Origin of the sequence: Lysinibacillus sp. IITD104 (assembly GCF_036698265.2) — a bacterium.
Lineage (GTDB): Bacteria > Bacillota > Bacilli > Bacillales_A > Planococcaceae > Lysinibacillus > Lysinibacillus boronitolerans.
Genome location: NZ_JBAHYH020000001.1, coordinates 3795278 through 3819054 on the forward strand (window position 1 = coordinate 3795278; position 23777 = coordinate 3819054).

The 23777-nt window shown below is 37.1% G+C and carries 19 protein-coding genes; 1 reads left to right on the forward strand and 18 read right to left on the reverse strand.

Annotated elements, in window-relative coordinates:
• Positions 1 to 4: 4 nt before the first annotated feature.
• From V1L66_RS19250 to V1L66_RS19280, 7 genes are all read right to left on the reverse strand, one after another.
• Positions 5 to 1309: a peptidoglycan DD-metalloendopeptidase family protein gene (locus tag V1L66_RS19250; protein ID WP_333006433.1), complete on the reverse strand. Its 1305-nt coding sequence runs from the start codon at positions 1307 to 1309 to the stop codon at positions 5 to 7.
• A gap of 53 nt (positions 1310 to 1362) precedes the next feature.
• Complete coding sequence (gene ftsX, locus V1L66_RS19255) at positions 1363 to 2247, reverse strand: permease-like cell division protein FtsX (RefSeq protein ID WP_004227513.1); 885 nt, start codon at positions 2245 to 2247, stop codon at positions 1363 to 1365.
• Positions 2237 to 2923, reverse strand: coding sequence for a cell division ATP-binding protein FtsE (ftsE, locus tag V1L66_RS19260; protein ID WP_016991524.1), 687 nt, complete (start codon positions 2921 to 2923; stop codon positions 2237 to 2239). Before ftsE ends, ftsX begins: the two co-directional genes overlap by 11 nt.
• Positions 2924 to 3164: 241 nt before the next feature.
• Positions 3165 to 4352, reverse strand: a complete 1188-nt coding sequence (locus V1L66_RS19265; protein WP_333006434.1) for a DUF4097 family beta strand repeat-containing protein — start codon at positions 4350 to 4352, stop codon at positions 3165 to 3167.
• Positions 4353 to 4635: 283 nt separating this feature from the next.
• Complete coding sequence (gene uvrA / locus V1L66_RS19270; protein ID WP_312123796.1) at positions 4636 to 7503, reverse strand: excinuclease ABC subunit UvrA; 2868 nt, start codon at positions 7501 to 7503, stop codon at positions 4636 to 4638.
• Between the two features lie 3 nt (positions 7504 to 7506).
• Positions 7507 to 9489, reverse strand: a complete 1983-nt coding sequence (gene uvrB, locus V1L66_RS19275; RefSeq protein WP_103117484.1) for an excinuclease ABC subunit UvrB — start codon at positions 9487 to 9489, stop codon at positions 7507 to 7509.
• A gap of 413 nt (positions 9490 to 9902) precedes the next feature.
• Positions 9903 to 10151: an IDEAL domain-containing protein gene (locus tag V1L66_RS19280; RefSeq protein ID WP_004227526.1), complete on the reverse strand. Its 249-nt coding sequence runs from the start codon at positions 10149 to 10151 to the stop codon at positions 9903 to 9905.
• Positions 10152 to 10378: 227 nt separating this feature from the next.
• Here V1L66_RS19280 and V1L66_RS19285 point away from each other — a divergent pair, with 227 nt between their 5' ends.
• Positions 10379 to 10888 carry a competence protein ComK gene (locus V1L66_RS19285; protein ID WP_016991526.1) on the forward strand — a complete coding sequence of 170 codons (510 nt, stop codon included), beginning with the start codon at positions 10379 to 10381 and terminating at the stop codon, positions 10886 to 10888.
• Between the two features lie 43 nt (positions 10889 to 10931).
• On the opposite strand, the gene prfB is transcribed toward V1L66_RS19285, so the two are convergent.
• From prfB to V1L66_RS19340, 11 genes are all read right to left on the reverse strand, one after another.
• Positions 10932 to 12036 (reverse strand): peptide chain release factor 2 gene (prfB, locus tag V1L66_RS19290; protein WP_237497242.1). Its coding sequence is split into 2 segments (ribosomal slippage): positions 10932 to 11960 and positions 11962 to 12036, totalling 1104 coding nucleotides; the frame shifts between segments, so codons are not numbered across the junction.
• Between the two features lie 122 nt (positions 12037 to 12158).
• Complete coding sequence (locus tag V1L66_RS19295) at positions 12159 to 12701, reverse strand: competence protein ComK (RefSeq protein ID WP_312123798.1); 543 nt, start codon at positions 12699 to 12701, stop codon at positions 12159 to 12161.
• Between the two features lie 328 nt (positions 12702 to 13029).
• Entirely contained in the window at positions 13030 to 15540 is a 2511-nt protein-coding gene (gene secA, locus V1L66_RS19300; RefSeq protein WP_221679467.1) for a preprotein translocase subunit SecA, read from the reverse strand.
• 143 nt (positions 15541 to 15683) lie between these two features.
• Positions 15684 to 16235, reverse strand: a complete 552-nt coding sequence (hpf, locus tag V1L66_RS19305; RefSeq protein WP_004227537.1) for a ribosome hibernation-promoting factor, HPF/YfiA family — start codon at positions 16233 to 16235, stop codon at positions 15684 to 15686.
• Positions 16236 to 16325: 90 nt separating this feature from the next.
• The gene (locus tag V1L66_RS19310; protein WP_333006442.1) at positions 16326 to 16709 is read right to left on the reverse strand and encodes a PilZ domain-containing protein; all 384 of its coding nucleotides are present in this window, start codon (positions 16707 to 16709) and stop codon (positions 16326 to 16328) included.
• A 181-nt stretch (positions 16710 to 16890) separates the two neighbouring features.
• Positions 16891 to 17301 (reverse strand): flagellar export chaperone FliS, encoded by a 411-nt coding sequence (fliS, locus tag V1L66_RS19315; protein ID WP_004227541.1) that lies wholly within the window; start codon positions 17299 to 17301, stop codon positions 16891 to 16893.
• 203 nt (positions 17302 to 17504) lie between these two features.
• The gene (locus tag V1L66_RS19320) at positions 17505 to 17864 is read right to left on the reverse strand and encodes a flagellar protein FliT (RefSeq protein ID WP_333006445.1); all 360 of its coding nucleotides are present in this window, start codon (positions 17862 to 17864) and stop codon (positions 17505 to 17507) included.
• Between the two features lie 18 nt (positions 17865 to 17882).
• A complete protein-coding gene (fliD, locus tag V1L66_RS19325) occupies positions 17883 to 20255 on the reverse strand; it encodes a flagellar filament capping protein FliD (RefSeq protein WP_333006446.1) in 2373 nt (790 codons plus the stop codon).
• 26 nt (positions 20256 to 20281) lie between these two features.
• Entirely contained in the window at positions 20282 to 20671 is a 390-nt protein-coding gene (locus V1L66_RS19330; RefSeq protein ID WP_333006447.1) for a flagellar protein FlaG, read from the reverse strand.
• Between the two features lie 376 nt (positions 20672 to 21047).
• Entirely contained in the window at positions 21048 to 22826 is a 1779-nt protein-coding gene (locus V1L66_RS19335; protein WP_333006448.1) for a hypothetical protein, read from the reverse strand.
• A gap of 491 nt (positions 22827 to 23317) precedes the next feature.
• A complete protein-coding gene (locus V1L66_RS19340) occupies positions 23318 to 23590 on the reverse strand; it encodes a hypothetical protein (RefSeq protein WP_333006449.1) in 273 nt (90 codons plus the stop codon).
• Positions 23591 to 23777 lie beyond the last annotated feature (187 nt).

Sequence of the window (23777 nt, forward strand, 5' to 3'; positions counted from 1 at the left end):
ATGTTTACAATGGAATATATTTCAGTGGATTAACACTGCCGACTGCTTGTCCTTTCCAAGGTCCAATATGCACTTCGAAGTGTAAGTGTGGGCCAGTAGAGCGACCTGTACTACCCATCGCTGCTATTTGCTGACCTTGTGTTACTTCTTGTCCTACACTAACATTAAATGCACTTAAATGTGCATAAACGGTTGTATAAATTTGTCCATCGATTGAGTGCGTCACAATGACAACATTACCATACGAACTAAGTGGGGCTGCGTAAGAAACAACGCCATCTGCTGCTGCCCATATTGGTGTTCCTGTTGCATTTGCAAGATCGACACCATAATGGAATTCAGGTCCTGCTCCAAGATTTCGCCAACCATATGGTGATGTTAAGCGACCATTCGTTGGTTTAATCCATGTTCCGTTTGATTGAGGTGCATGGACTGTACCACCAGATGATCCGCCACCATTGTTAGCAGCAGCAGCTGCTGCCGCGGCCGCTGCTTTACGTTTCGCCTCTTGTTGACGCGCAATTTCAGCCAAACGATTTTGTTCAGCAATAATTTGATCTTGCAATTCCTGACTTACTTCTAAAGCCTCTGAGTACTCTTTTTCAAGTAATACTTTTTCTGATTTCAGCTTTTCTTGCTCTTTTTCTAATTGGTCGACTAGTTTATTTTTCTCAGCTTTTTGACTATCTAATGATGCTTTTAATCGTTCAAGCTCAGCTTTTTTATCTTCTAAGTTTTTACGCTTCTCTTCTACAATTTGCTTTTGCTCTTCTAATTTTTGTTTATCATCTTTTTGATCTTGAATAATTTGACGATCCGCTTCCAATAATGCATTAACTGCAGAGAAACGATCAATAAAGTCTACAAAACTATTAGAGCCAAGCAATACATCTAAATAACTAACAGAGCCCCCTGCTTGAATCGCACGTGCACGTTCTTGTAACAATAAATCGCGCTCTTCAATTTTATGCAAAAGCTCTTCGATAGACGCTTCTAACTTTTTAATTTCCTCATTTGTTGCCCGAATATCTGCTTGTACTTTTTTAATATTACTATTAGTTTTGTCGATTTCAGCGTTCAATGCTTGAATTTGATCTAAGATTTGTTGTTGCTTTTCTTGATTAGCTGTAATTGCATTTGATTTATTGCTGATAGATGAATTTAACTGATTCTTCTTTGTTTCAACTTGTTTCTTTTCTTCTTTTAAATCCGATAAACTTGTTGCATATGCTGATGGAGTTTGGATAAAAAGAATTAGAGCAGATGCTGCTGCAAGTGTTTTTAATATGTTTTTCGCCTTACTTTTCACCGATTGAACTCCCCTTCGACTATTCTTTTCTTTTTCACAAATATCCGTTGTGACTAAATTTTTAAAAACTTACGTACTGACATGAAACTTCCCCAAATACCGATCAGTACACCAATGAGTAACAGAAGACCGCTTACCTGATACACAAGTGGAGAAAAATCTAGTAATTGAACAAGCTCTCCTTGTAAACGTGGTGCAATAATTTTATATATATTGTGGTAAAGGGTCGTGACAACCGCAATCGGAATAATTGAACCTAAAATTCCAAGCCACATACCTTCTAATAAGAATGGGATACGCACGAATGAATTTGTAGCCCCTACAAGTTTCATAATTTCTATTTCATCACGTCGAGCTATAATCGTTATACGAATTGTATTCGAAATTAAGAAAATTGCCGTAAATAATAACCCTAAAATAAGTACGATTCCTACATTACGACTAATATTTAAGAAGTTAAATAGTTTTTCAACTTTTCCTTCGCCATACATTACATCATATGTATACTCATATTTATCAATGGTTTTCGCAACTTTTGCTGTTTGCTGTGGATCAGCAGCTTTTACATAAATAACGTTACGTAAAGGGTTACTTTGTTCAAATAGTTTAAAATCATCACCGAAGTCTTTTACTAGCTTGGTTAACTCATCTTCCTTAGTGGAATACGTCATCTCGGAGACACCAGGCAATTTTTTGACTTTTTCGATGAGTGCTTTTTCAGCAGCTTCATCTGCTGTTTCATCAATTAACACTTTAATTTCGACATCATTTTCTAAATCCGTTGCTACTTTATTTAAATTCATCATAATAAGCGCAAAAACACCTACTAGAATGAGCGTAACGGTAACGGCACTGACAGAGGCAATGGTCATCCAGCTATTTCGACCAAGTGATTTGATACTTTCCCGGAAGTGGCGCTTTACTGTACTAAATTTCATAGCCGTATTCACCTCCGTGTTCATCACGGACAATTAAGCCGCCTTCAATTGCAATAACACGACGTCGAATCGTATTTACAATTTCACGGTTGTGGGTTGCCATTACAATCGTTGTCCCACGTGCATTAATTTCCTCAAATAAATTCATAATTTCCCATGATGTTTCAGGGTCAAGATTCCCTGTAGGTTCATCTGCAATCACCACTTTTGGGACATTGACGATTGAACGAGCAATCGATACTCGTTGCTGCTCTCCTCCTGAAAGTTCATTTGGAAACATTCTTGCTTTATGCTTCAATCCAACTAGTTCTAGCACTTCCATAACACGACGTCGGATTTCATCTGGCTTTTCCTCTATTACTTCAAGCGCAAACGCTACATTCTCATAGACATTCAAACGAGGTAGCAATTTGAAATCTTGGAAAACTACACCAAGTTGACGGCGCAAAAAAGGGACCTTCTTATTCTTTAAAGTTGCTAAATCAATACCATTTACAATTATTTGTCCTGATGTTGCTTTTTCTTCACGGTACATCAATTTAATAAATGTGGATTTCCCTGCCCCACTTGGGCCAACTACATACACAAATTCGCCTTGCTTTATATTAACGGAAATACCATTTGTCGCAACAACACCGTTTGGGTATTTCTTTGTCACATTTTTCATTTCTATCATGATTAAACCACCTAAAACTCTCATCTATGTAAGAGGTATTTCTTTTACTATTATAGCACTCTATTTCTGTTTTTTTATTACAGTTTCATTTCAATCCGTGGCAGTTCCTTCTATTTCATTCTTTCCTTGCCATTATCCTTAAAAATATGACAAAAATAAAACAAGATTCGCCTCTATGTGCTAGGTCGAATCCTGTTTGAAAAGAAAAAGCATTCAAGCTTTACCTTGAATGCTTCTACTGTTAAATTTGTTGTTCATCTGTTGTTGTGTAGCGCACTAAAACAGCACCAGTTTTCGATTCACCTTCTATAAATAGGCGATTCGCATTTTCAACTTCTTTGTCGAAACGGACTACTTTGGATAAGAATTGATCTTGTGACTCCATTTTAGAAACATCCTGGATACCCACATCCACTTTACCGAAATTCGTTACGACTTTACCGCTCAATGAAATTGTTCGTGGGACATATAATTCCACTGCTCCAGCAACTGTTTGAGCTTTAATTTTAGAAGAATTTGTCGAGCATGTTGTTACGACTACATGTCCATTGACAGACTTAGCTTCAACTTCATCCAATGCACCATCCAAATAAACACGCCCATTCAATGTTTCAGCCTCTAAATCCTTACCTCGAACATTCGTTAATTCAATGGAACCATTAGAAGAATCCACTTCAGCTTTTCCAAAATTAAATTTCGTACCTTTAATGGCACCGTTTAACGTTTTCACTTTTAATTCTTCAAATTCTGTATCCTGTAATGAAACACTACCATTCATTAGACGAACAGATAATTTTTCAAGTTTATCCTTTGGTACTAGCACCTTCACATTGACTTGAACAAGCTTTAATTGGCTCAAAATACGAAGTGATTGCGCTTCCTCTTTCACAACAAATTGCTCTAAAAAGTGATTGCGAGTTTCTTCTTCACTATCGTTCATCAAAGGTGCCTTTACCTTGCAGATCACTTGAATAGTATCGCCTTCACCGGATTCCAATGAGAAGTTACCATTAGGTAATTCAACGATAATCTTGTCTACATTAGCAGCAGCCACTTCTTCTGTATGGGTAAATTCAATTTTATCTCCGAATGGAGAAGCAACATCGAATTCCTTCACTTTTTTAACAGCCGTATTCATCATATCCATAAAAAGAGAACCGATTTGCGTTAAATCCTTACGAAAATCTTGCATTTCATCTTGGAAGTATTTCATAAAATCATCTTTTTTCTTGTCACCATCTTTTGATTTTTCTTCAAATAATGGCTCTTTTTCACTTGAAAAGGATTGCGTCTCTTTCGACACATCATTCATAACATGTTGAGTAGACTTGCCAGGTTGCTCTAATGCTTCTAATAATGTAATCGCCTCTTGTGCCGAAATTGTTCCTTTTTCTACAAGTTCTAAAATTCGTTGACGTTCATTTTGCATAAATAAATAGCCTCCCTCAGTTCGTTATACTATTTATACGATTCATCATGTGAAAAGTTTCACTGCAAAATTGAATAAATTGGGTCTTTTCATTACAACATCGTCAGGCTTTTACCTATGAAGATTTTATTGCTCGTTTTTTAGATTAGTTGGATCACTTCCGGCCTCTGTTTAAGCTGGTTCTTCCCATTTCGGATCATTTTCAATCTGGATTAAGCGACTTTCTCCACTTTAAGATCACCCTTCAATCCAGATTGATCATTTCCGTTCAAATGTAAATCCATTAAGATTTAGAAGCTTCTGCTAGCAATGCATCCATTCTCATACGATCACGTTCCAGGATTGGTTTTAAGTATTTGCCTGTATAGGAGCCAGCTACTTCTACTACCTCTTCAGGTGTACCAGTTGCAACAATCGTACCACCTTTGTCTCCACCTTCTGGACCTAAGTCGATGATATAATCAGCTGTTTTAATCACATCTAAGTTATGCTCAATAACTAATACTGAATCACCGTTTTCAACAAGACGCTGCAACACGACAAGTAAACGAGCAATATCATCGGCATGTAATCCTGTTGTTGGTTCATCTAAAATATAGAAGGATTTCCCTGTTGAGCGTCGATGTAACTCAGAGGCTAGTTTTACACGCTGTGCCTCTCCACCCGATAAGGTTGTGGCTGGTTGACCTAATTTCATATAGCCCAGCCCAACATCAACAATCGTTTGTAGCTTACGCTGGATCTTTGGAATATTTTCAAAGAACACTACTGCATTCTCAATCGTCATATCGAGAATATCTGCAATACTCTTATCTTTATACTTCACTTCAAGTGTTTCACGGTTATACCGTTTGCCGTGACATACTTCACATGGTACATAAACATCTGGAAGGAAATGCATTTCAATTTTAATAATGCCGTCGCCACGACATGCTTCACAGCGACCGCCCTTGACATTAAAGCTAAAGCGTCCTTTTTTGTAGCCTCGTACCTTTGCTTCATTTGTTGCTGCGAAAACATCGCGAATATCATCAAAAACACCTGTATAAGTTGCTGGGTTTGAACGAGGTGTACGCCCAATTGGCGATTGATCAATATCAATTACCTTTTCAAGCTCATCGATGCCTGTCACTTCTTTATGCTCACCAGGCTTAACCTTTGAACGATTCAGCTTCTGTGCCAAAGATTTATATAAAATTTCATTTATCAGTGTAGATTTCCCTGAACCAGACACTCCTGTCACTGCTACAAATAAGCCTAATGGAACATCTACTTTAACATTGCGTAAATTATTTTCCTTGGCACCTTTAATGGAGAGCTTTCGGCCATTAGGTTGGCGTCTTTCAATTGGTAAAGGAATAAACTTTCTACCACTTAAATATTGTCCAGTTAAGGATTTTTCATTATTCATAACTTCCTGTGGTGTACCTGCTGCCACAATTTGCCCGCCATGGACGCCTGCTCCAGGTCCTACATCGATGAGATAATCTGCAGCAAGCATCGTATCTTCATCATGCTCTACCACAATCAGCGTATTTCCAATGTCACGCATATTTTGTAATGTGCTAATCAGTCGATCATTATCTCGCTGATGCAAACCAATCGAAGGCTCATCTAAAATATAGAGGACTCCCGTTAATCGTGAACCAATTTGTGTAGCAAGGCGAATACGTTGTGCCTCTCCACCAGATAATGTACCTGCTGCACGACTCAATGTTAAATAGTCTAAACCAACATTCACAAGGAAGCCCAATCGTTCTTCGATTTCTCGTAAAACTAATCGAGCAATTTGCATATCCTTTTCAGAGAGATCAAGCTCTTTGAAGAATGTGTCTGCTTCCTGAATCGAATATTGGGTAACCTCACCAATATGCTTATCGGCTACTTTCACTGCTAACGTTTCAGGTTTTAAACGATACCCTTTACATGAAGGGCAAGCCTGCTGTGCCATGTATTTTTCCATCTGCTCACGCACATAATCGGATGTCGTCTCTTTAAAACGACGCTCAACATTGCGCACCACACCCTCAAATTCGATCATCTGATCTCGCACATTGCCAAACTCATTTTCATAATGGAAGTGTATCTTATCTTTTCCAGAGCCATATAAAACTTTATCCATCTTTTCCTTTGGCAAATCCTTTACAGGCACGTCCATTGGAATATCGTAATGATCACATACAGCTTTTAGTAATTGTGGGTAGTACTGCGAACTTGTTGGTTCCCATGGTGCGATGGCATGCTCTAACAAGGAACGATCCCAATCAGGCACCACTAAATCTAAATCTACCTCTTGTGTTGAACCTAAGCCATCACAGCTTGGACAAGCACCAAACGGACTATTAAATGAAAACATACGAGGCTCTAACTCACCAATAGAAAAACCACATAATGGGCAGGCATGATGCTCACTAAATAGTAACTCTTCATGTTCCATCACATCGACAAGCACACGTCCATCTGCCAGGCGTAAAGCCGTTTCTAAAGAATCACTCAGACGAGCAGCAATCCCTTCCTTCATAACAACACGGTCCACTACTACTTCGATGGAATGCTTTTTATTTTTATCAAGTTCGATAGCATCATCTAAATCACGCAATTCCCCATCAATTCGTACACGAACAAACCCCTGCTTTTTTAAATCTTCTAGCAGCTTAACATGGGTACCCTTACGTCCAGAAACCATTGGTGCAAGGAGCTGCATCTTAGTTCTCTCAGGATAGGTTAATAAACGATCCACCATTTGCTCAATCGTTTGGGAAGTGATTTCTATGCCATGATTTGGACAAATCGGTTTACCAATACGTGCATAAAGTAAACGTAGGTAATCATAGATTTCCGTTACCGTACCGACAGTAGATCGTGGGTTACGACTTGTCGTTTTTTGGTCAATGGAAATAGCAGGCGATAAACCTTCTATCGCATCGACATCTGGCTTATCCATTTGTCCAAGAAATTGACGGGCATAGGCGGAAAGGGACTCAACGTAACGACGCTGGCCCTCCGCATAAATTGTGTCAAATGCTAGAGAAGACTTTCCAGAGCCCGATAATCCTGTTAAAACGACTAATTGGTCACGTGGAATTGTGACATTAATATTTTTTAAATTATGAGCACGTGCACCTTGCACGACGATTTCAGTATTTTTCACAAGTCATTCACCTTCTACCTTCAATTCAAATATTGTATCTCGTAACTCAGCCGCACGTTCAAAGTCAAGCGCTTTTGCTGCTTCCTTCATTTCGACTTCTAGGGAAGCTAAGAGCTGTTCTCTTTCCGCCTTTGTCAGCTTTTTGCCTTTTGTTGCCTTTGTTACATACGATTCCTCTTCTTCTGCTACTTGTGTTGCGCGAATCACATCTGGGATTTTCTTAATGATCGTTTGAGGTGTTATGCCATGCTCCTCGTTATAAGCCATTTGTAACGCACGACGACGTTTCGTTTCATCAATCGCCTTTTTCATCGAGTCTGTTACATGGTCTGCATACATAATGACATGACCATTCGCGTTTCGAGCAGCACGACCAATGGTTTGAATCAATGAACGCTCTGAACGTAAAAATCCTTCTTTATCAGCATCTAAAATTGCCACAAGGGACACTTCAGGGATATCAAGACCTTCACGCAATAGATTAATACCTATTAGCACATCATACGTTCCTTTGCGTAGCTCACGGATAATTTCAATACGTTCTAGTGTCTTAATTTCTGAATGTAAGTATTCAACTTTTAAGCCCATTTCCTTCAGGTAAGCCGTTAAATCCTCAGACATTTTCTTCGTTAGCGTTGTCACTAAAACTCGCTCATCACGCGCAATTCGATCTTGTATTTCATCAATTAAATTATCAATTTGACCTTCAATAGGACGTACATCAATTAATGGATCTAATAATCCAGTTGGACGGATAATTTGCTCTACCATTTCTGGTGTATGCTCCAGTTCATAAGGACCTGGTGTGGCTGATACATAAATCGCTTGATGTACGCGGTTTTCATACTCTTCAAAACGTAATGGACGGTTATCTAGAGCAGATGGCAATCGGAAGCCATGTTCTACGAGCACTCCTTTACGTGCTTGGTCACCATTGTACATTCCTCGAACCTGTGGAAGTGTTACGTGACTTTCATCAACCACAAGTAAAAAGTCTTCGGGGAAATAATCTAGCAAAGTATATGGAGTAGCACCTGCTTCACGCAATGTTAAATGACGTGAATAGTTTTCAATCCCAGAGCAAAAGCCCATTTCACGCATCATCTCTAAATCATAGCGTGTACGCTGTTCTAAACGCTGTGCCTCTAGTAATTTATCTTCTGCACGTAATAATGCAAGTCGTTCCTCTAATTCTTTTTCAATATTTTCAATCGCTTTACGCATTTTCTCTTCTCGTGTAACGAAGTGGGATGCTGGGAAAATAGCCACATGCTCTCGATCCGATAAAATCTCTCCAGTTAGTGCATCTACTTCACGAATGCGATCAATTTCATCACCGAAAAATTCCACCCGAATACAATGCTCATCACGAGAGGCTGGGAAGATTTCCACTACATCTCCACGTACCCGAAATGTTCCGCGAGTAAAACTAACATCATTACGCTCATACTGAACGTCTACAAGCTTGCGCAGTAGCTGATTACGTTCAATTTCCATACCTGTACGAATGGAAACAACCATTTCTCGATATTCTTCAGGAGAACCTAAACCATAAATGCAGGACACAGATGCAATAATAATGACATCCTCACGCTCAAACAATGCAGAGGTAGCAGAGTGACGCAGCTTATCAATTTCATCGTTAATGCTAGAGTCTTTTTCTATATAGGTATCTGTCTGCGGTACATAAGCTTCTGGCTGGTAGTAATCATAGTAGCTGACAAAATATTCAACGGCGTTATTTGGGAAGAACTCTTTAAATTCACTATATAGCTGGCCAGCTAACGTTTTATTGTGTGCCATGATTAGTGTTGGTTTTTTGACTTGCTGGATGACATTCGAAATGGTAAACGTCTTACCTGTTCCAGTAGCACCAAGCAATGTTTGATGACGTTTGCCTGCTTTCACACCCTCCACTAATTCCGCAATGGCCTGTGGCTGATCCCCGTTAGGCTGATATGGCGCTTGTAAATCAAATGTTTGCACTCATGTCCCCATCCTTTCCTTCCAATTTGTACATATATTTTAGCATAGCGATATTAAAATTTCGAACATTTAACGAACGAATGTTTGTAAAAAATTTTTTCATCTCTAAAATTTTTAATATATAACAAGGCGTTCAATTTAACTTTTTACTCTTATAATAGCCGTTTTATCAGGTTTTCAAGCTTCATCGGTGGATGATTTCCCCTGTTCAGAGTGATGGTTATTGCTTTTGGAGCGAGGTCACTTCTTTTTGAGCGGTTATCTCACTGTTATGATCGGAAGACTTTACTTTCCGAGCAGCTTTCACTCTTTTATGAGCGGGTCCTCTACTTTTGGAGTGAAGTCTACATTCCCGCAAATATTTTCAAAATCAAAAAAATCCCACTCTCCAATAGATATGGAGAGCGGGTTCGTCAATATGATTCATCTTCTGTTTGCTGTAAGGAAGTTAGTTCGGATGCGTATTGATAAAATGCGTTTTCATCTTTTTCATCGAGTGCTCTATCTATCAGAACCATGAGCTGCTCTTGCCGATGCATACGCTGGATACGATTTAAAAATAAATCTAAATAAATCTCGTTTAATAATTTCTCTGCCTCATCAACTTTTTTCGACTGACCAACGGCTTTCAGAAAATCTGTATACGAATAATATTTATCCAACGATCTCACCTCGATCCTTTTCTAAATTATATGAAAATTGAATTTAAAAAGCAATGCTTACGATTCGAAAATATCTTGGATTAGCTATTAATCCATTTATATTTAGAGCAAATTCTCTAAGCATTTCGTGCTTTTCTGAACGATTTTCAACTATTTCATCCAATTTAAGAAAGTCATATTCTGTTTTACACTACCGTTATCACTAGAAAAAAGGAGGCACTCCCTATATGACAACTAACTTTGTAAACGGCTACTTAATTTCATTCAATACTTATTTGCTGCAACCTATTCAGCATGACTCCAAAGTCTTCACGCATGTGATTGATAAGCATAATGAGCTGATTGTTACACGCAAACCGATGCATGTCCTTCGAAAATCCTGTCTCTCATTAGGATCAACCTATGAAGCCGCAAAACAATCGGCTAAACGTTTTTTTGGCAATCAACACAAGCTACCAATCGTCGTGGCCTTTGATTACGGTTATCCCTGTATTTTTCTGCCCACTTTTTCACCCAGCTCCATTCACAATATATGGATAGGGCTTCATGCAATTATTAATATTACACCTAGTGAAATGGGGTGTATTGTAACATTAAAAAATAATAAACAAATTGAATTGCCTATCCGATATGCATCCATTAGTAAACAGTTTCTTAACGCTTCTATGCTGTATAAATATTACATGAGTGAACGAAAACAGCTGAGCCAAGATGCACCCTATCATCCACCCTTTTAACAAAAATCCCCCAAGAGCTTCTTACTCTTGGGGGAATCTTCGATTAATTTATTTTTGAACGTAGATAGGCATTTATAAATGGATCTAAATCGCCATCCATCACTGCACCCACATTACCTGTTTCTTCATTTGTACGATGATCCTTAACCATCGAGTAAGGGTGGAAGACATACGAACGAATTTGGGAGCCCCAGCCTATTTCTTTTTGCTCACCGCGTATTTCATCTAATTGTGCTTGCTGTTTATCAAGTTCTAATTGATATAGCTTCCCTTTTAACATCGTCATCGCTTTTTCACGGTTTTTAATCTGGGAGCGCTCAGCCTGACATTGTACAATCGTACCAGTAGGAATATGCGTTATACGAACGGCAGAATCTGTCGTATTAATATGCTGACCACCTGCCCCTGTTGCACGATACGTATCAATTTTTAAATCCTCTGTACGAATATCGATTTCAATATTGTCGTCAAACTCTGGCATAACATCACAGGAAACGAAAGACGTATGACGGCGGCCAGACGAATCGAATGGGGAAATACGTACTAGACGATGGACACCCTTTTCCGCTTGTAAATAACCGAAAGCATTGTGACCTTTAATCGACAATGTTACAGATTTAATCCCAGCTTCATCTCCTGGTAGATAGTCCACTGTTTCCACTTTAAATCCACGCTTCTCTGCCCATCGTGTATACATACGTAATAGCATTGAGCCCCAGTCCTGTGATTCCGTACCACCAGCACCAGGATGTAGCTCTAAAATGGCATTGTTTTGATCGTATGGGCCACTTAGCAGTAATTGTAGCTCGAAATCAGCCATCTTTTGTTGGAATTCTGCTAGTTCTTTGCCTAGCTCTTCTTGTAATTCTTCGTCTGGTTCTTCACGTAAAAGTTCCAGTGTCATATCTAAATTTTCATGTGTTTCCACTAAATCTTTATATTCATTGACAATTGCTTTTAAGCCATTTCCTTCATTGATAATCACCTGAGCACCTTGCTGATCATCCCAAAAGCCTGGCTCTAGCATCATTTCATCTAGCTCCTGAATACGTGCCTCTTTGTTCTCTAAGTCAAAGAGACCCCCTAAAGTCCGCCAATTTTTTGGCTGTAGTGTCTAACACATTGCGTACATCTGCTAATTCAATCATCGTTAAATCCTCCGAACGTTAGTCATGGAGCTAACACTTTATCCATAAAGCCCCGTATCTTTTTATTATAACGTTTTTATAAAGGAAAACATACTATCTAGCAGATGTTTTGTGGTAGTAAGTTAACTATCCTGCGTCTCGTCCTCAAACATATTCTTGGCAAGACGTTGAAATACTTTCACACGATCATACTGAACAAGTAAATATTTTGTTCGTTTCTCTAGTCTATATTTTAATAAAAAAGCTCTTTGAATCCGAGACTCTAACGCATTGACACTGACATCCACAATAAATTCCATGCCATTCATAAAGGTAACCTTTGTCCTCTTTTTATCCACAGCGACATAGTCATCTATATGATGGACAGCGAACCAGATACAGTCAGGATGTAGAGGAGACCTACTAGGGAACCATAAAATATTACAACGCTCGTGCACGACAATAGGATTTTTATTAAGCTTGCCTAGGATCATTTTCGAACCATCGAACGCTCCTCTTAAACTAGAACCAAAATAACGCAGATTAAAGTCCAATAATTTCGTTGGTGATAGCGTAGAAATATACTCATTATTTTTCTCATACACCTGCGTACATAAATTTCCAAAGGAATCATACACAGGCATATACATCATTGTTTCACTATTCATAATATCTTTTTTATGCATCTATAGTCCCCCTTTATACATTTTATGTTGCTTCCAGTCAAAATAAAAAGGAATATACAAATATGCGTACATTCCCGCTATTTTCAATGAGTAAGATTGCTTGAAAATTCCGATCCTCCTTAAGACTTAGTATCACCATCAAAAATTCAGGATAATAACAGGATAAATAACTTGTACTATATACCTATTATTACAGCTATTGTATACCCATATTTTTCAATTGTCTATAAATTCTGACTTTTTATACTAAAATTTCTTCATTTTTGAGTAATTTTAAAAAGAAAAAATCATTTTAACACGTAGTTAAAATGATTTTTTCACCTAGATATTATTGAGCTGTGCCATGACAGTTTTTAAATTTCTTGCCGCTACCACATGGACATAAATCATTACGGCCAATGTTTTCAGCTTTACGTACTGGTTGCTTTTTCGGCGCAGTGCCACCTTCTTCTTTTGGATTAACAGCCTGCCCCTTTGCCACCTCTTCACGCTCCAGATTATTGCGGATTTCTGCTTTCATCGCATATTTCGCAACATCCTCGCGAATAGAGGCTACCATATCCTCAAACATCGCAAAGCCTTCTTGTTGATATTCACGAAGTGGATCGTTTTGACCATAAGCACGCAGATGGATACCTTGACGTAGTTGATCCATTGCATCAATATGATCAATCCATTTTGTATCGATTGATCGTAATAAAATAACCTTTTCAAACTCACGCATACGCTCTGGTGTCAGTTCTGCCTCTTTTTCATCATAACGAACATGAACAGCATCAGAGATTAGCTGATTAATATCTTCAGCAGACTTGCCTTGGAAATCAGATACTTTAAGTTGACCTTCCTCTAAAAGATTAGCCGCTACAAAGTCTTCAATAGCCTTTAGGTTCCAATCCTTCTGTTCACCTTGAGTATACAGGCTAACAACATTATCAATTGTTTCTTGAATCATAGACTCAACAAGCACACGCATATTTTCTGTTTCTAGTACATCATAACGCTCTTTATAAATAATCTCACGCTGCTGACGTAGTACATCGTCATATTGTAATAAGCGTTTACGCGCATCAAAGTTATTACCCTCGACACGTTTCTGCGCTGATTCTACAGCTCTCGACACAACTTTAGATTGCAATGGCTGGGAATCATCCATACCTAAGCGCATCATCATCGACTTCATATTATCAGAGCCAAAACGACGCATTAAATCATCCTCTAAGGATAGGTAGAATTGTGTAACCCCTGGATTCCCTTGACGACCAGAACGTCCACGAAGCTGATTATCAATACGACGTGATTCATGTCGCTCTGTACCGATTACCGCTAAACCGCCAATTTCGAGTACTCCTTCGCCAGGTTTAATATCTGTACCACGTCCAGCCATGTTTGTTGCAATTGTCACTGCACCCTTTGTACCAGCGTTCGCAATGATTTCAGCTTCACGTTCATGATTTTTCGCATTTAATACATTATGAGGAATTTTATGTTTATCCAATAGTTTAGAAATAATCTCAGACGTTTCAATAGCAACTGTACCAACAAGAACAGGTTGACCAGCTCTATGACGCTCTGCGATATCAGCAGCAACTGCTTTATATTTCCCTTCCATCGTTGCAAAAATCAAGTCAGCACGATCATCACGAGCAATCGGTTTATTCGTCGGAATAGCGACAACATTCATATTGTAAATATTACGGAATTCCTCTTCCTCTGTTTTCGCTGTACCTGTCATCCCTGCAAGCTTTTGATACATACGGAAGTAGTTTTGGAAGGTAATTGTCGCCATTGTCATCGATTCATTTTGAATCTCAACGCCTTCTTTAGCCTCAATCGCTTGGTGTAAGCCATCAGAATAACGACGACCCTTCATCAAACGACCAGTAAAGCCATCAACGATCACAATTTCGCCATCCTGCACAACATAATCGACATCATTATGCATACTGACATGCGCCTTTAATGATTGATTGATCGCATGATTTAAACGAACATGTGTCAAATCAAATAGATTATCGATGCCAAATGCTTTTTCTGCCTTTTCCACACCTGCATCTGTTAACGTAACACCTTTTGTTGACTCTTCATACGTATAGTCTGTCTCTGCATTTAACATACGTACAAAGGCATTCGATTGTTTATAAAGCTGTGCTGATTTCCCAGCCTGACCCGAAATAATTAATGGTGTACGCGCTTCATCAATTAAGATCGAGTCCACCTCATCAATGACAGCATAGTGTAATGGACGTTGTACACGTTCCTCTTTGTAAAGCACCATGTTATCACGTAAGTAGTCAAATCCTAGCTCATTGTTTGTACTATACGTAATATCAGCCTCATAAGCAGTTCGTTTTTCATCTTTTGAAAGGCTATTCAGGTTAAGCCCAACAGATAAGCCTAAGAAATTATAAAGTTGTCCCATTTCAGCAGCATCACGACTCGCTAGGTATTCGTTGACTGTAACAACATGTACACCTTTACCAGTGATGGCATTTAAATAAACAGCCATTGTCGCTGTTAAAGTTTTACCTTCCCCGGTTTTCATCTCCGCAATATTCCCCTCATCAAGAGCGGCTGCCCCCATGATTTGAACGCGGAATGGGTACATCTCTAATACACGTTTTGCCGCTTCTCGACAAACAGCAAACGCTTCCGCACGAATCGACTCTAAATGCTCACCCTCAGCATAGCGCTTTTTAAATTCATCTGTTTTCGCTTGTAGTTGATCATCTGAAAGCTGTTCCATTTGAGAAGCGAAACGCTCAACTTGGTCAGCGATTTTTTCTAATTTTTTTAGCTCACGTTTATTGAAATCAAATAATTTATTTAATAGGTTTGCCATGAATGTTTTTCACTTCCTATATAGATTCAACTTTCATTTTACCATTGTGTTACAGTTTCATGCAAACTGTCACCCCGGCTACATATGATTGTCATACAAAAAAAGACCCTCGCCATCGCGAGAGCCTTTGTCATCATGAAGTTTTAAGTTGTTTCAATTAAGCCATATTTTCCATCTTTACGTTTATACACAATATTTGTGCCGTTCGATTCAGCATCTGTAAAGACATAGAAATCATGTCCAAGCATATTCATTTGTAGAACTGCCTCTTCTTGATCCATAGGCTTTAAATCAAATTGCTTTGTACGAACAATTGAATATTCTTCTTCCTCTGACACAGCATCTGCGGCTGCTTGAGTAGTAGCAAAATAAAGGCCTGCACCTTCACGCTCGCGGAATTTACGGTTTACTTTTGTTTTATGCTTGCGGATCTGACGCTCTAATTTATCAACAATTAGATCAACAGCAGCATACATATCATTATGACGCTCTTCAGCACGAAGAGTTAGATTCTTCATTGGAATAGTGACTTCCACTTTCGTTTGTTTGTCATTGTAAACCTTTAAATTGACATTAGCGTTGGCATTAACATCTTCGTTAAAATAGCGTTCAACTTTATCGATTTTGTTCTCAACATACTCTCGAATAGCTGGAGTTACCTCAATATTTTCACCACGAATGTTAAAGTTTAACATGTAAACTCCTCCTTTATAACTGCTATACTATCTATTTCTACACAAGTGTGTGAAATTCCTCTAAAATCATTCTTTTTTTTACAAAAATTTTTATGAATTATTATTTTGTTTTTTCGCTTCCGCTGCTTCCTTTTTTCGCCGAAGCTTTAGTTCTCCAACAATCAAATCTTCCACTGGTCCTTGATTATTAAAATAAATGCCGTATTGCTTGCCGCTCCCAAATGGACGACTCCAAATCACTTCTCCATAAGCGCGAACTTCTTGTGTATCAAGCACAAAATGGATATCTAATGGAGGAGGGTTTATACCTAAATCCACTTCCGTAAACATCTTTAATCCACGTGGACTAATATCCAACAAGTCAGCCATAGCGGTTTGTCCATGATTGACCTTTCCATTCTCATAAATAGCAAAAGTTATTTGAATAGGCTCCTTAAATTTAAAACGGAAACCTTCTTGACGCTTAAAGATCATATTCCCACCCCAGTACTCTTTTAAACATGTTTATTGCTTTGATAATGCCATGATGCCCAACTTACAGCTACAGGGAATAAGTAACATATTTTACCGTTGAATAGCCTAATTTATGACTATTTCGTGATAAAAACGATTTAACAAAAAAGAGACCATCTCTTTCGATGGTCTCTAATTGTGTCTAAATTTGTCCGCTGTTTCCCTGACCAAATTGCTGTTGTCGATTAATGCGAATAACTTCCTTCCACGTATCGCGAAACTCCGTCACCAATCCTTCTACTTCCTCAATAATGGCTACATCATTTTGAATGTTGGCTTCTACTAAACGATGATTCATATATTCGTAAAGAGGTAGCATTTGTTTCGAAATCTCAATATCCATATTGAGTGTAGACATCAGTTCACTAATAATCGCCTGAGCTTTTTGAATGTTTGTATTTTTCTCTTGAATATTTTTATCTTGGATAGCTTGTTTCGCCTTATGCAAGAATTTCAAGCATCCATTATAAAGCATTAATGTCAGTTCGCCAGGTGAAGCTGTAGTCACACTATTTTGTTTATACGCGTTTTGTGCTGTTAAATTTGCTGCCAATAAAGGACAACTCCTTTGAAAGGTTACTTATTTACTAGTTTAAACCATTTTCCGAAGAAAAGCTATTTACGTCTCAGCGTAAATTTGTCTGGATTTTGAATTGTATGATCACAATTCACTCCTTTTAAAAAATCTATGACAGCTGCCAAAGCTTTATCTTCATTCAGCTAGCAACTTCCACCACGATGAATGAAGATAAACTATTAATTCTTTTTGTCATAATACATACCATCCATTACGCGAACATTCGAGTAAGGATTGTAATATTGCTGTTCACTTTTCTTCGTTTTTTGTAGGTTTGCCATGTCTTGTTTAACTGCATCCATTACATCTGCTAAACGCCTTTTAATACCATTATCTAATTCTAGCAATGTTCGATGAATGCGATTTTGTTCATCATAACGAAATCCCTCATCCATTATGCCTTTAATAATCACACCACGCTTGTCCAACATATTGTTAATAGTGTTGATATATTCATCTCGGTCTTCACCTTTAGGAGTTTCACCCAAATGCTTAAATAAATTTGCTGAAGCTTGCAATAGTTGATCTATTTGCTGCATATGTTTCCCCTACCTTATTTAGAAGCCTCCGCCTTGTTGCATGAACATTCCAGATTGCTGATTAGCCTTATTAATGGCTTGCTCCATCGCCGAGAATTGTTTCCAGTAACGTGCTTCAATATCTTTTAGCTTATTTTGCCATGTGGAAATACGCTTTTCTGTATCAAATAAGTTTTTACCAATCGTATATTGTTGATCTGTCATTGTAGCACGGCCAGCTTTTTGTTCAATTGAAATTTTAAACTCATCCATTGATCCACGTAACCTTGCAAGATAGCCACGCGTATCAACAACCTTACCATCTACCACATCTTTGTCTTTACCACCATCATTTTTAAATAGACGTGCCACTGCATCAGGGTCCGCCTCTAATGCTTCCCGTAATTTCTTTTCATCAATCTCTAGTGTGCCACCATCATTATAATTTTTCGTAGTCGTTATACCGATACTGAATAATGTATTGAATTTTGAGTCTTCAAGCCCAGGCACAGCTTCATAAACAAGTGAGCGCATTTTAGAAAGTCCGTCACGAAGAAGTGAATCGTTACGAAGCAGGCCACTTTTCGCTTTTTCTTCCCATAGCTTAATTTCACTTTCCTTCATATCTTTCTTTTGATCTTCTGTTAGCGGAGCATAATCACGATATTTTGTTTGTGTCGTTTGCTCTTTTAAATCTTTAATGAATGAATTGTACATATTCACAAAGTCTTTAATTTTATTCATCATGTCATCAACATTTGTTGTTGATGTTAATGTAACAGCAGCTTCAGTTGTATCTGTAGGTAACCCTGCTTTAATATCCTCAGTTCCTTCTTCTAATATCCCTGCGGCCTCAGCTTCTGTCTTTGCTGATTCAAATGCGGCAGTTGCATTTGTCAAACGAGCTATCCCAGCAGTAAGTGCAGCATCTGCTGAGTTTTTAGCAGCTCTTTTCTCATCATGTACAATTTGTAATTGTGCAAGTTCGGAGTAGGATGTTAAATCTTCTTTGGTAACTGTATCTAATTTCTCTTTTTGTGCCGTAGATAAACTATCTAATTTTGCTTGAACGCTTGCTTGTAAATCAGCATCTAGGCTTAGCCCTTCAAATGGATCGTCTTTGGATAAATCAAGGCTAGCAATCACACTAATTTCATCAGTAGTTAATCCACTTAAAAAAGACTTATTTAAACTAGCATAGTCAACCTCTCTACTTGCTTCTGCACGGAATTTCTTTAAAGCTGTTGCATCTAAATCTTTCAATGTTTCTAACTGTTCCTTTGAAGATAAAGAAGTGTGTAGCTTTTCCTTTAAATCTTCTGAAATCGTACTATCATCTGAGATTTTAACTAGCATATCTTCAAATGTATCATCTTTATCAAATACAGGAAGATTACCTAGTTCTAAAATCTCATCATCTGTTAGATTAGCTAAAAATGACTGATTAAAGCTGTTATAAGCTGCCTTCTCTGTATCATCAAATCCAACTTTAAATACATCATTAAGCTTATCTTGATATGCAAGTGAAGCTGTATTAAATGCCTGATTTGCAGTTGTAGCTTTTGTATCTAAATCAGCCTTAGCTGCTTTAGCATTAGTAAATTCTGTTTGTGCAGCAAGATATTTTTTTACATTTGTAGCTGTATCATTAAATGTCCTTTTTAAGGTAATGTTATAACCATTAAGTGTCAATGTGTTTGAATTACGCTCTGTGGCAATACCATTTACTTGGAAAATAGAATTTTTCCCTTCAGTTACTGTTGCACCTTCACCCTCTTGTAACTTCAATTTACTTATATCCGTATTTGTGCCCTTAGCATTAACACCATTAACAGTGATATCGCCTTTACCGGTATTTTGAGCTGTGAAAGAGAAGCGTCCGTTTTCAAAAATTGCTGAAACACCTGCATTACTTTCGTTCACTTTTTCAATAAAGGAATCTACTGTCATATTGGATGTAATTGGAACTTTTACACTTGTTGGATTTGAACCATCAGCTGTAGGAGCTGTGAATTCAATAAATTCCGTATCACTTCCCACTAACTCACTCATTTTTGTTGAACCAGTACCATCAATTTGTCCACTTGTTGTACGTGCTGCAGATGCTAATTGTGAAACTCCCTCAATAGAAAGTGTTCCTGTAGCCTTACTAGTAGCAATAGCTGATACTAAATCTGAATTTGAGCTACTTGCTGTTTTTGAGCTTAAGTTTTTTATCACTAAGTTATCTGAAATGTACGTATCAAATGTTTTTAATTTTGTATTGACATCCCGATAAGCATCACGCTGCCATTCATATCTTTGTTTATTTTGTAAAAGCTTATTTAATGGCGCTCTTTCTGCAGTCATTAATTTTTCTACTAAAGCATCTATGTCCATCCCTGATGCTAATCCACCTATTCGCATTACCATAAATAGTCCTCCATTTTAAAATATAATTATATTTTTTCGTCTACAATCATCCCAAACAGCTTTTGCATTTCATAAAAAGCGTCTAGTAACTTTTTCGGTGGGATTTCTTTTAATACCTCATCAGTAGCACTATCTACTACAGTTACATAATAACGATCTAAACCCTCATGATACTTAAACTTTGCAGCGCTCTGATTTACTTCTAGCATTTTATTCATTTTATCGACAACTTCTTGTACTTTTGCTTTTGTTTCCTCATCATTGCTAAGTTGTTGTATTTGTTCAACAATTGGTGTAGCACTTTTCATTGTAGTGTCGCTTCCTTGCGTACCTACTTTCTCCACTGCTGTTGCATTAGAGGAGACTTGCTGTTGGATAGTTGCTGCACCAGTATCTGCATTTCCTGAAATTCGCATAATTTCATCCTCCTTGAATCTAATACAGATATGATTGTTACTAATATCGGATAAAAAGAAGAGAATTTCAGTTTTTTTAAAACAATACAGATAATAATAGAAGAAAGTTTGAAATTTTTCACATGGACAAGAGTAGACATTATCATATGGTAACTGTAGTTAGGTAATATGAAGAATGAATTTCTAACAAAAATTCGTTCTTTCTTCTAAAATTGGATAAAACGTTGGCTATGATACTCGAATTTGCTCGATCGACTTTAATTAAAGCTAATAATTTCTTTTTCTCAGGCAATATCAAAACATCGGTACTCACACCTCTCACTTCTAATAAAGCTCATTTCCCAACACTATTTGCACCGATATACCAGTTTGTAAATTAAAATTTAAAAGTTTTAGAAATCTTATAACAAGTATTTGAATGTACTTTATAACCTTTATGGTTCTCTAAAATATCCACATGCTTTTTCTTCGGATAGCCTCTACTTTTCTTACGATTTACGCAGGCAATCGCTTCACTGCAATGTACACTTCTGTCTGGTAAAGCAACACCTTCTACAGCTGCGCCGTGATGTGGCACGACAATTGTATTATAGAGTTTCATAAAAAGTTGCGGGAACTCTATGTATTCGCAGTCGCCAGGCAATAACATTGAATGCCCATTGTTTTTCACTTCTAATATTAGCCCTAAATTATTTAAATTATTGTACTTTGTTTTCCAGCTATAAGTATTTCCAATTGTCATCTTTTTTCCTGATTGATTCCCTTGTCCTTTTCCTAATACAAAATAATCGCTCTTAAAAATGACTGTTCCATTAAATGTATCTGCAGCAAAAACGGCATTAATATTGCTTTCTTTTGCTATATAAACTGCTAATCGTTTAGAAGATTCACTCGCAGTATCAATAATTTGTGGGACAATCCATGTTTTCTCATAATCGATATTACTGAATTTAGAAACACCTAAAATATGATCTAAATCCCAATGGGAGAGCATGATTAAATTTGATTTTTTAGCCTCTAATGCCGCCTGTTTTATCGCATCCTCATAAAGGGTACTTGTTTCAGTGATAGTAAATCCAATATCGAAGCACAATGAAAATATTTCATTCCCTTTGTCCATACCTTCCACTTGAATCCAATTGCCTTGACCTACTGAATAGATAATAACATTTATTTCTAAATCATTATATTGTGATAAATTTAAAGCTTGTTCAAATTGTTCCTTTACTTCATCCCCATTATTCACTATCCAGTTTTCCTGTTCTTGACTTAACAATTGATTAAAATGCTGTTCAATATCTGTAGAAGCCTTTTCTCCAAATATTAGTCGCCGTCCTTTACGTATGATAGGAGAAGCACTAAAAAGAAGTGTACCTTTAATCGTTTTTTCGTTAAATTCCCCCTGAACAGATGCATCAGTATAAAGACTTACGTTATACCATTTATTTCTCTCTAGCCCCAATTGTTCTATTTTTTTATCTGTTAAATGGAGTGGGATAAATTCATAAAAATATGGTCGATAATTCGGTAAGCGTGCATCATATTCGCCTAATAAATAACCAATATCCACTTGAAGCATCTTTTCGTTCGTTAAAGTAACAAAAATTTCCCCATCCTCTTCAACAATTTTGCCGTATGTTTTTTGATTTTGAATAGTGTCATTGCCGTATAAAACGACTTCCTTAAAGTCATTTACAATGCGATATGTTTCCAGAAAGAAATCCTTTGTATTGTCTACAATAGGAGTAGCATATGGATAATTATCATCTTTTGTCTGGAATAAAGAATATTTAACATCACCAACATACTTCCGCTTACTCTTTGCAAATAAATACTTTAAATGTTCTTCAGGCATTTCTGTTAGGTTAGATATTTTAATTGCAAAAGTAAACATTTTATCTATTAAATCTGGGAAGTGCTCCGTAAACTCATTTTTAGGGTAAAATTTTAGTATTTTACCGTAATGTAATGTTTTATTATAATAAAGAAAAACATATCTTGGTTCTTCTTTACAGGTCTGGGTTGTTTTTTCAGAAAGTAATAGATTGACCAGTACATACTGTACTGTTTGCTTTAACTGATTTTCACTTAATTTAACAATTCCCCCTCGATCATCTAGAAAACTATGGTAATTCTTAATAAATAAATGTTCCATCTTCCACCATCTACCTTTGCCCATATATTTACCTCATTATACTACGCAAAAAAGTTACAAATAAAAAGGGATATTGGATAAACCAACTCCCTCTAAAAATAACTAACTGTACTATATTGAAAAGCAATATCTTTATAAACGTTCTATCGAATTCATTTATTTGACTTAACATTAGCAAAAAATGGAAATATCTCTAATTGAAATTCTTTCATCTTTTGGAGTAGCGTGCTGTAATATTATGTGCACCTGCATACATTGTTGATAAGTAACCTCTGTGTGATCAAATATACTTTGAGCTTCTCATCTGTAGGTGATTCTGTTTGTAAATATAGAAAAGTTAATTTACAACATTTTAATTACTTATATGTATTTTGGCACCATAATCTGTTGTTCTAACGTGGCAATTATCCCCCCAATCCCCTCCAATTCCTAAATAAGCTTAATAGCACGATAAACACCAATTAAATAATTAAATAATGTCATCTAGCCATTTAAATCTGAACTTTTTTAAACGTCCATTCAGAAGCACTAGCAAAAAGTGGAGCAATCTCATTTGAAAATAAATCTGTTAATGCTTCTATATCACCTTTTTCCAATAGCCCATTTAAAATTGTTAGTCGTTCGATAACTTCCTGTATACGGCTATTAATAACGTAATGATTAGCTTGCATATGTTGCTGTACTGTTACTAACCATTCGAGCCCTTCACTAAAATCTGCAATCATTTGAAAGGCTTGTTCTAGATTGAAAAGGCTTGCAATCATTGGCAGCCGTCTTGTACTTTTACAACATAATCATAGTAAGATCAATGTGTATCTAGTAATAATTCATTCATTATTTTATCTCTCCCTTCACATTAAAATAGTGGCTATCCAGAAATATTCTTTCCCAGATATGGTACTTTTTTTTTCATGCAAAAGTTTTTCCCTCTAACTCTTTTTAATATCAACT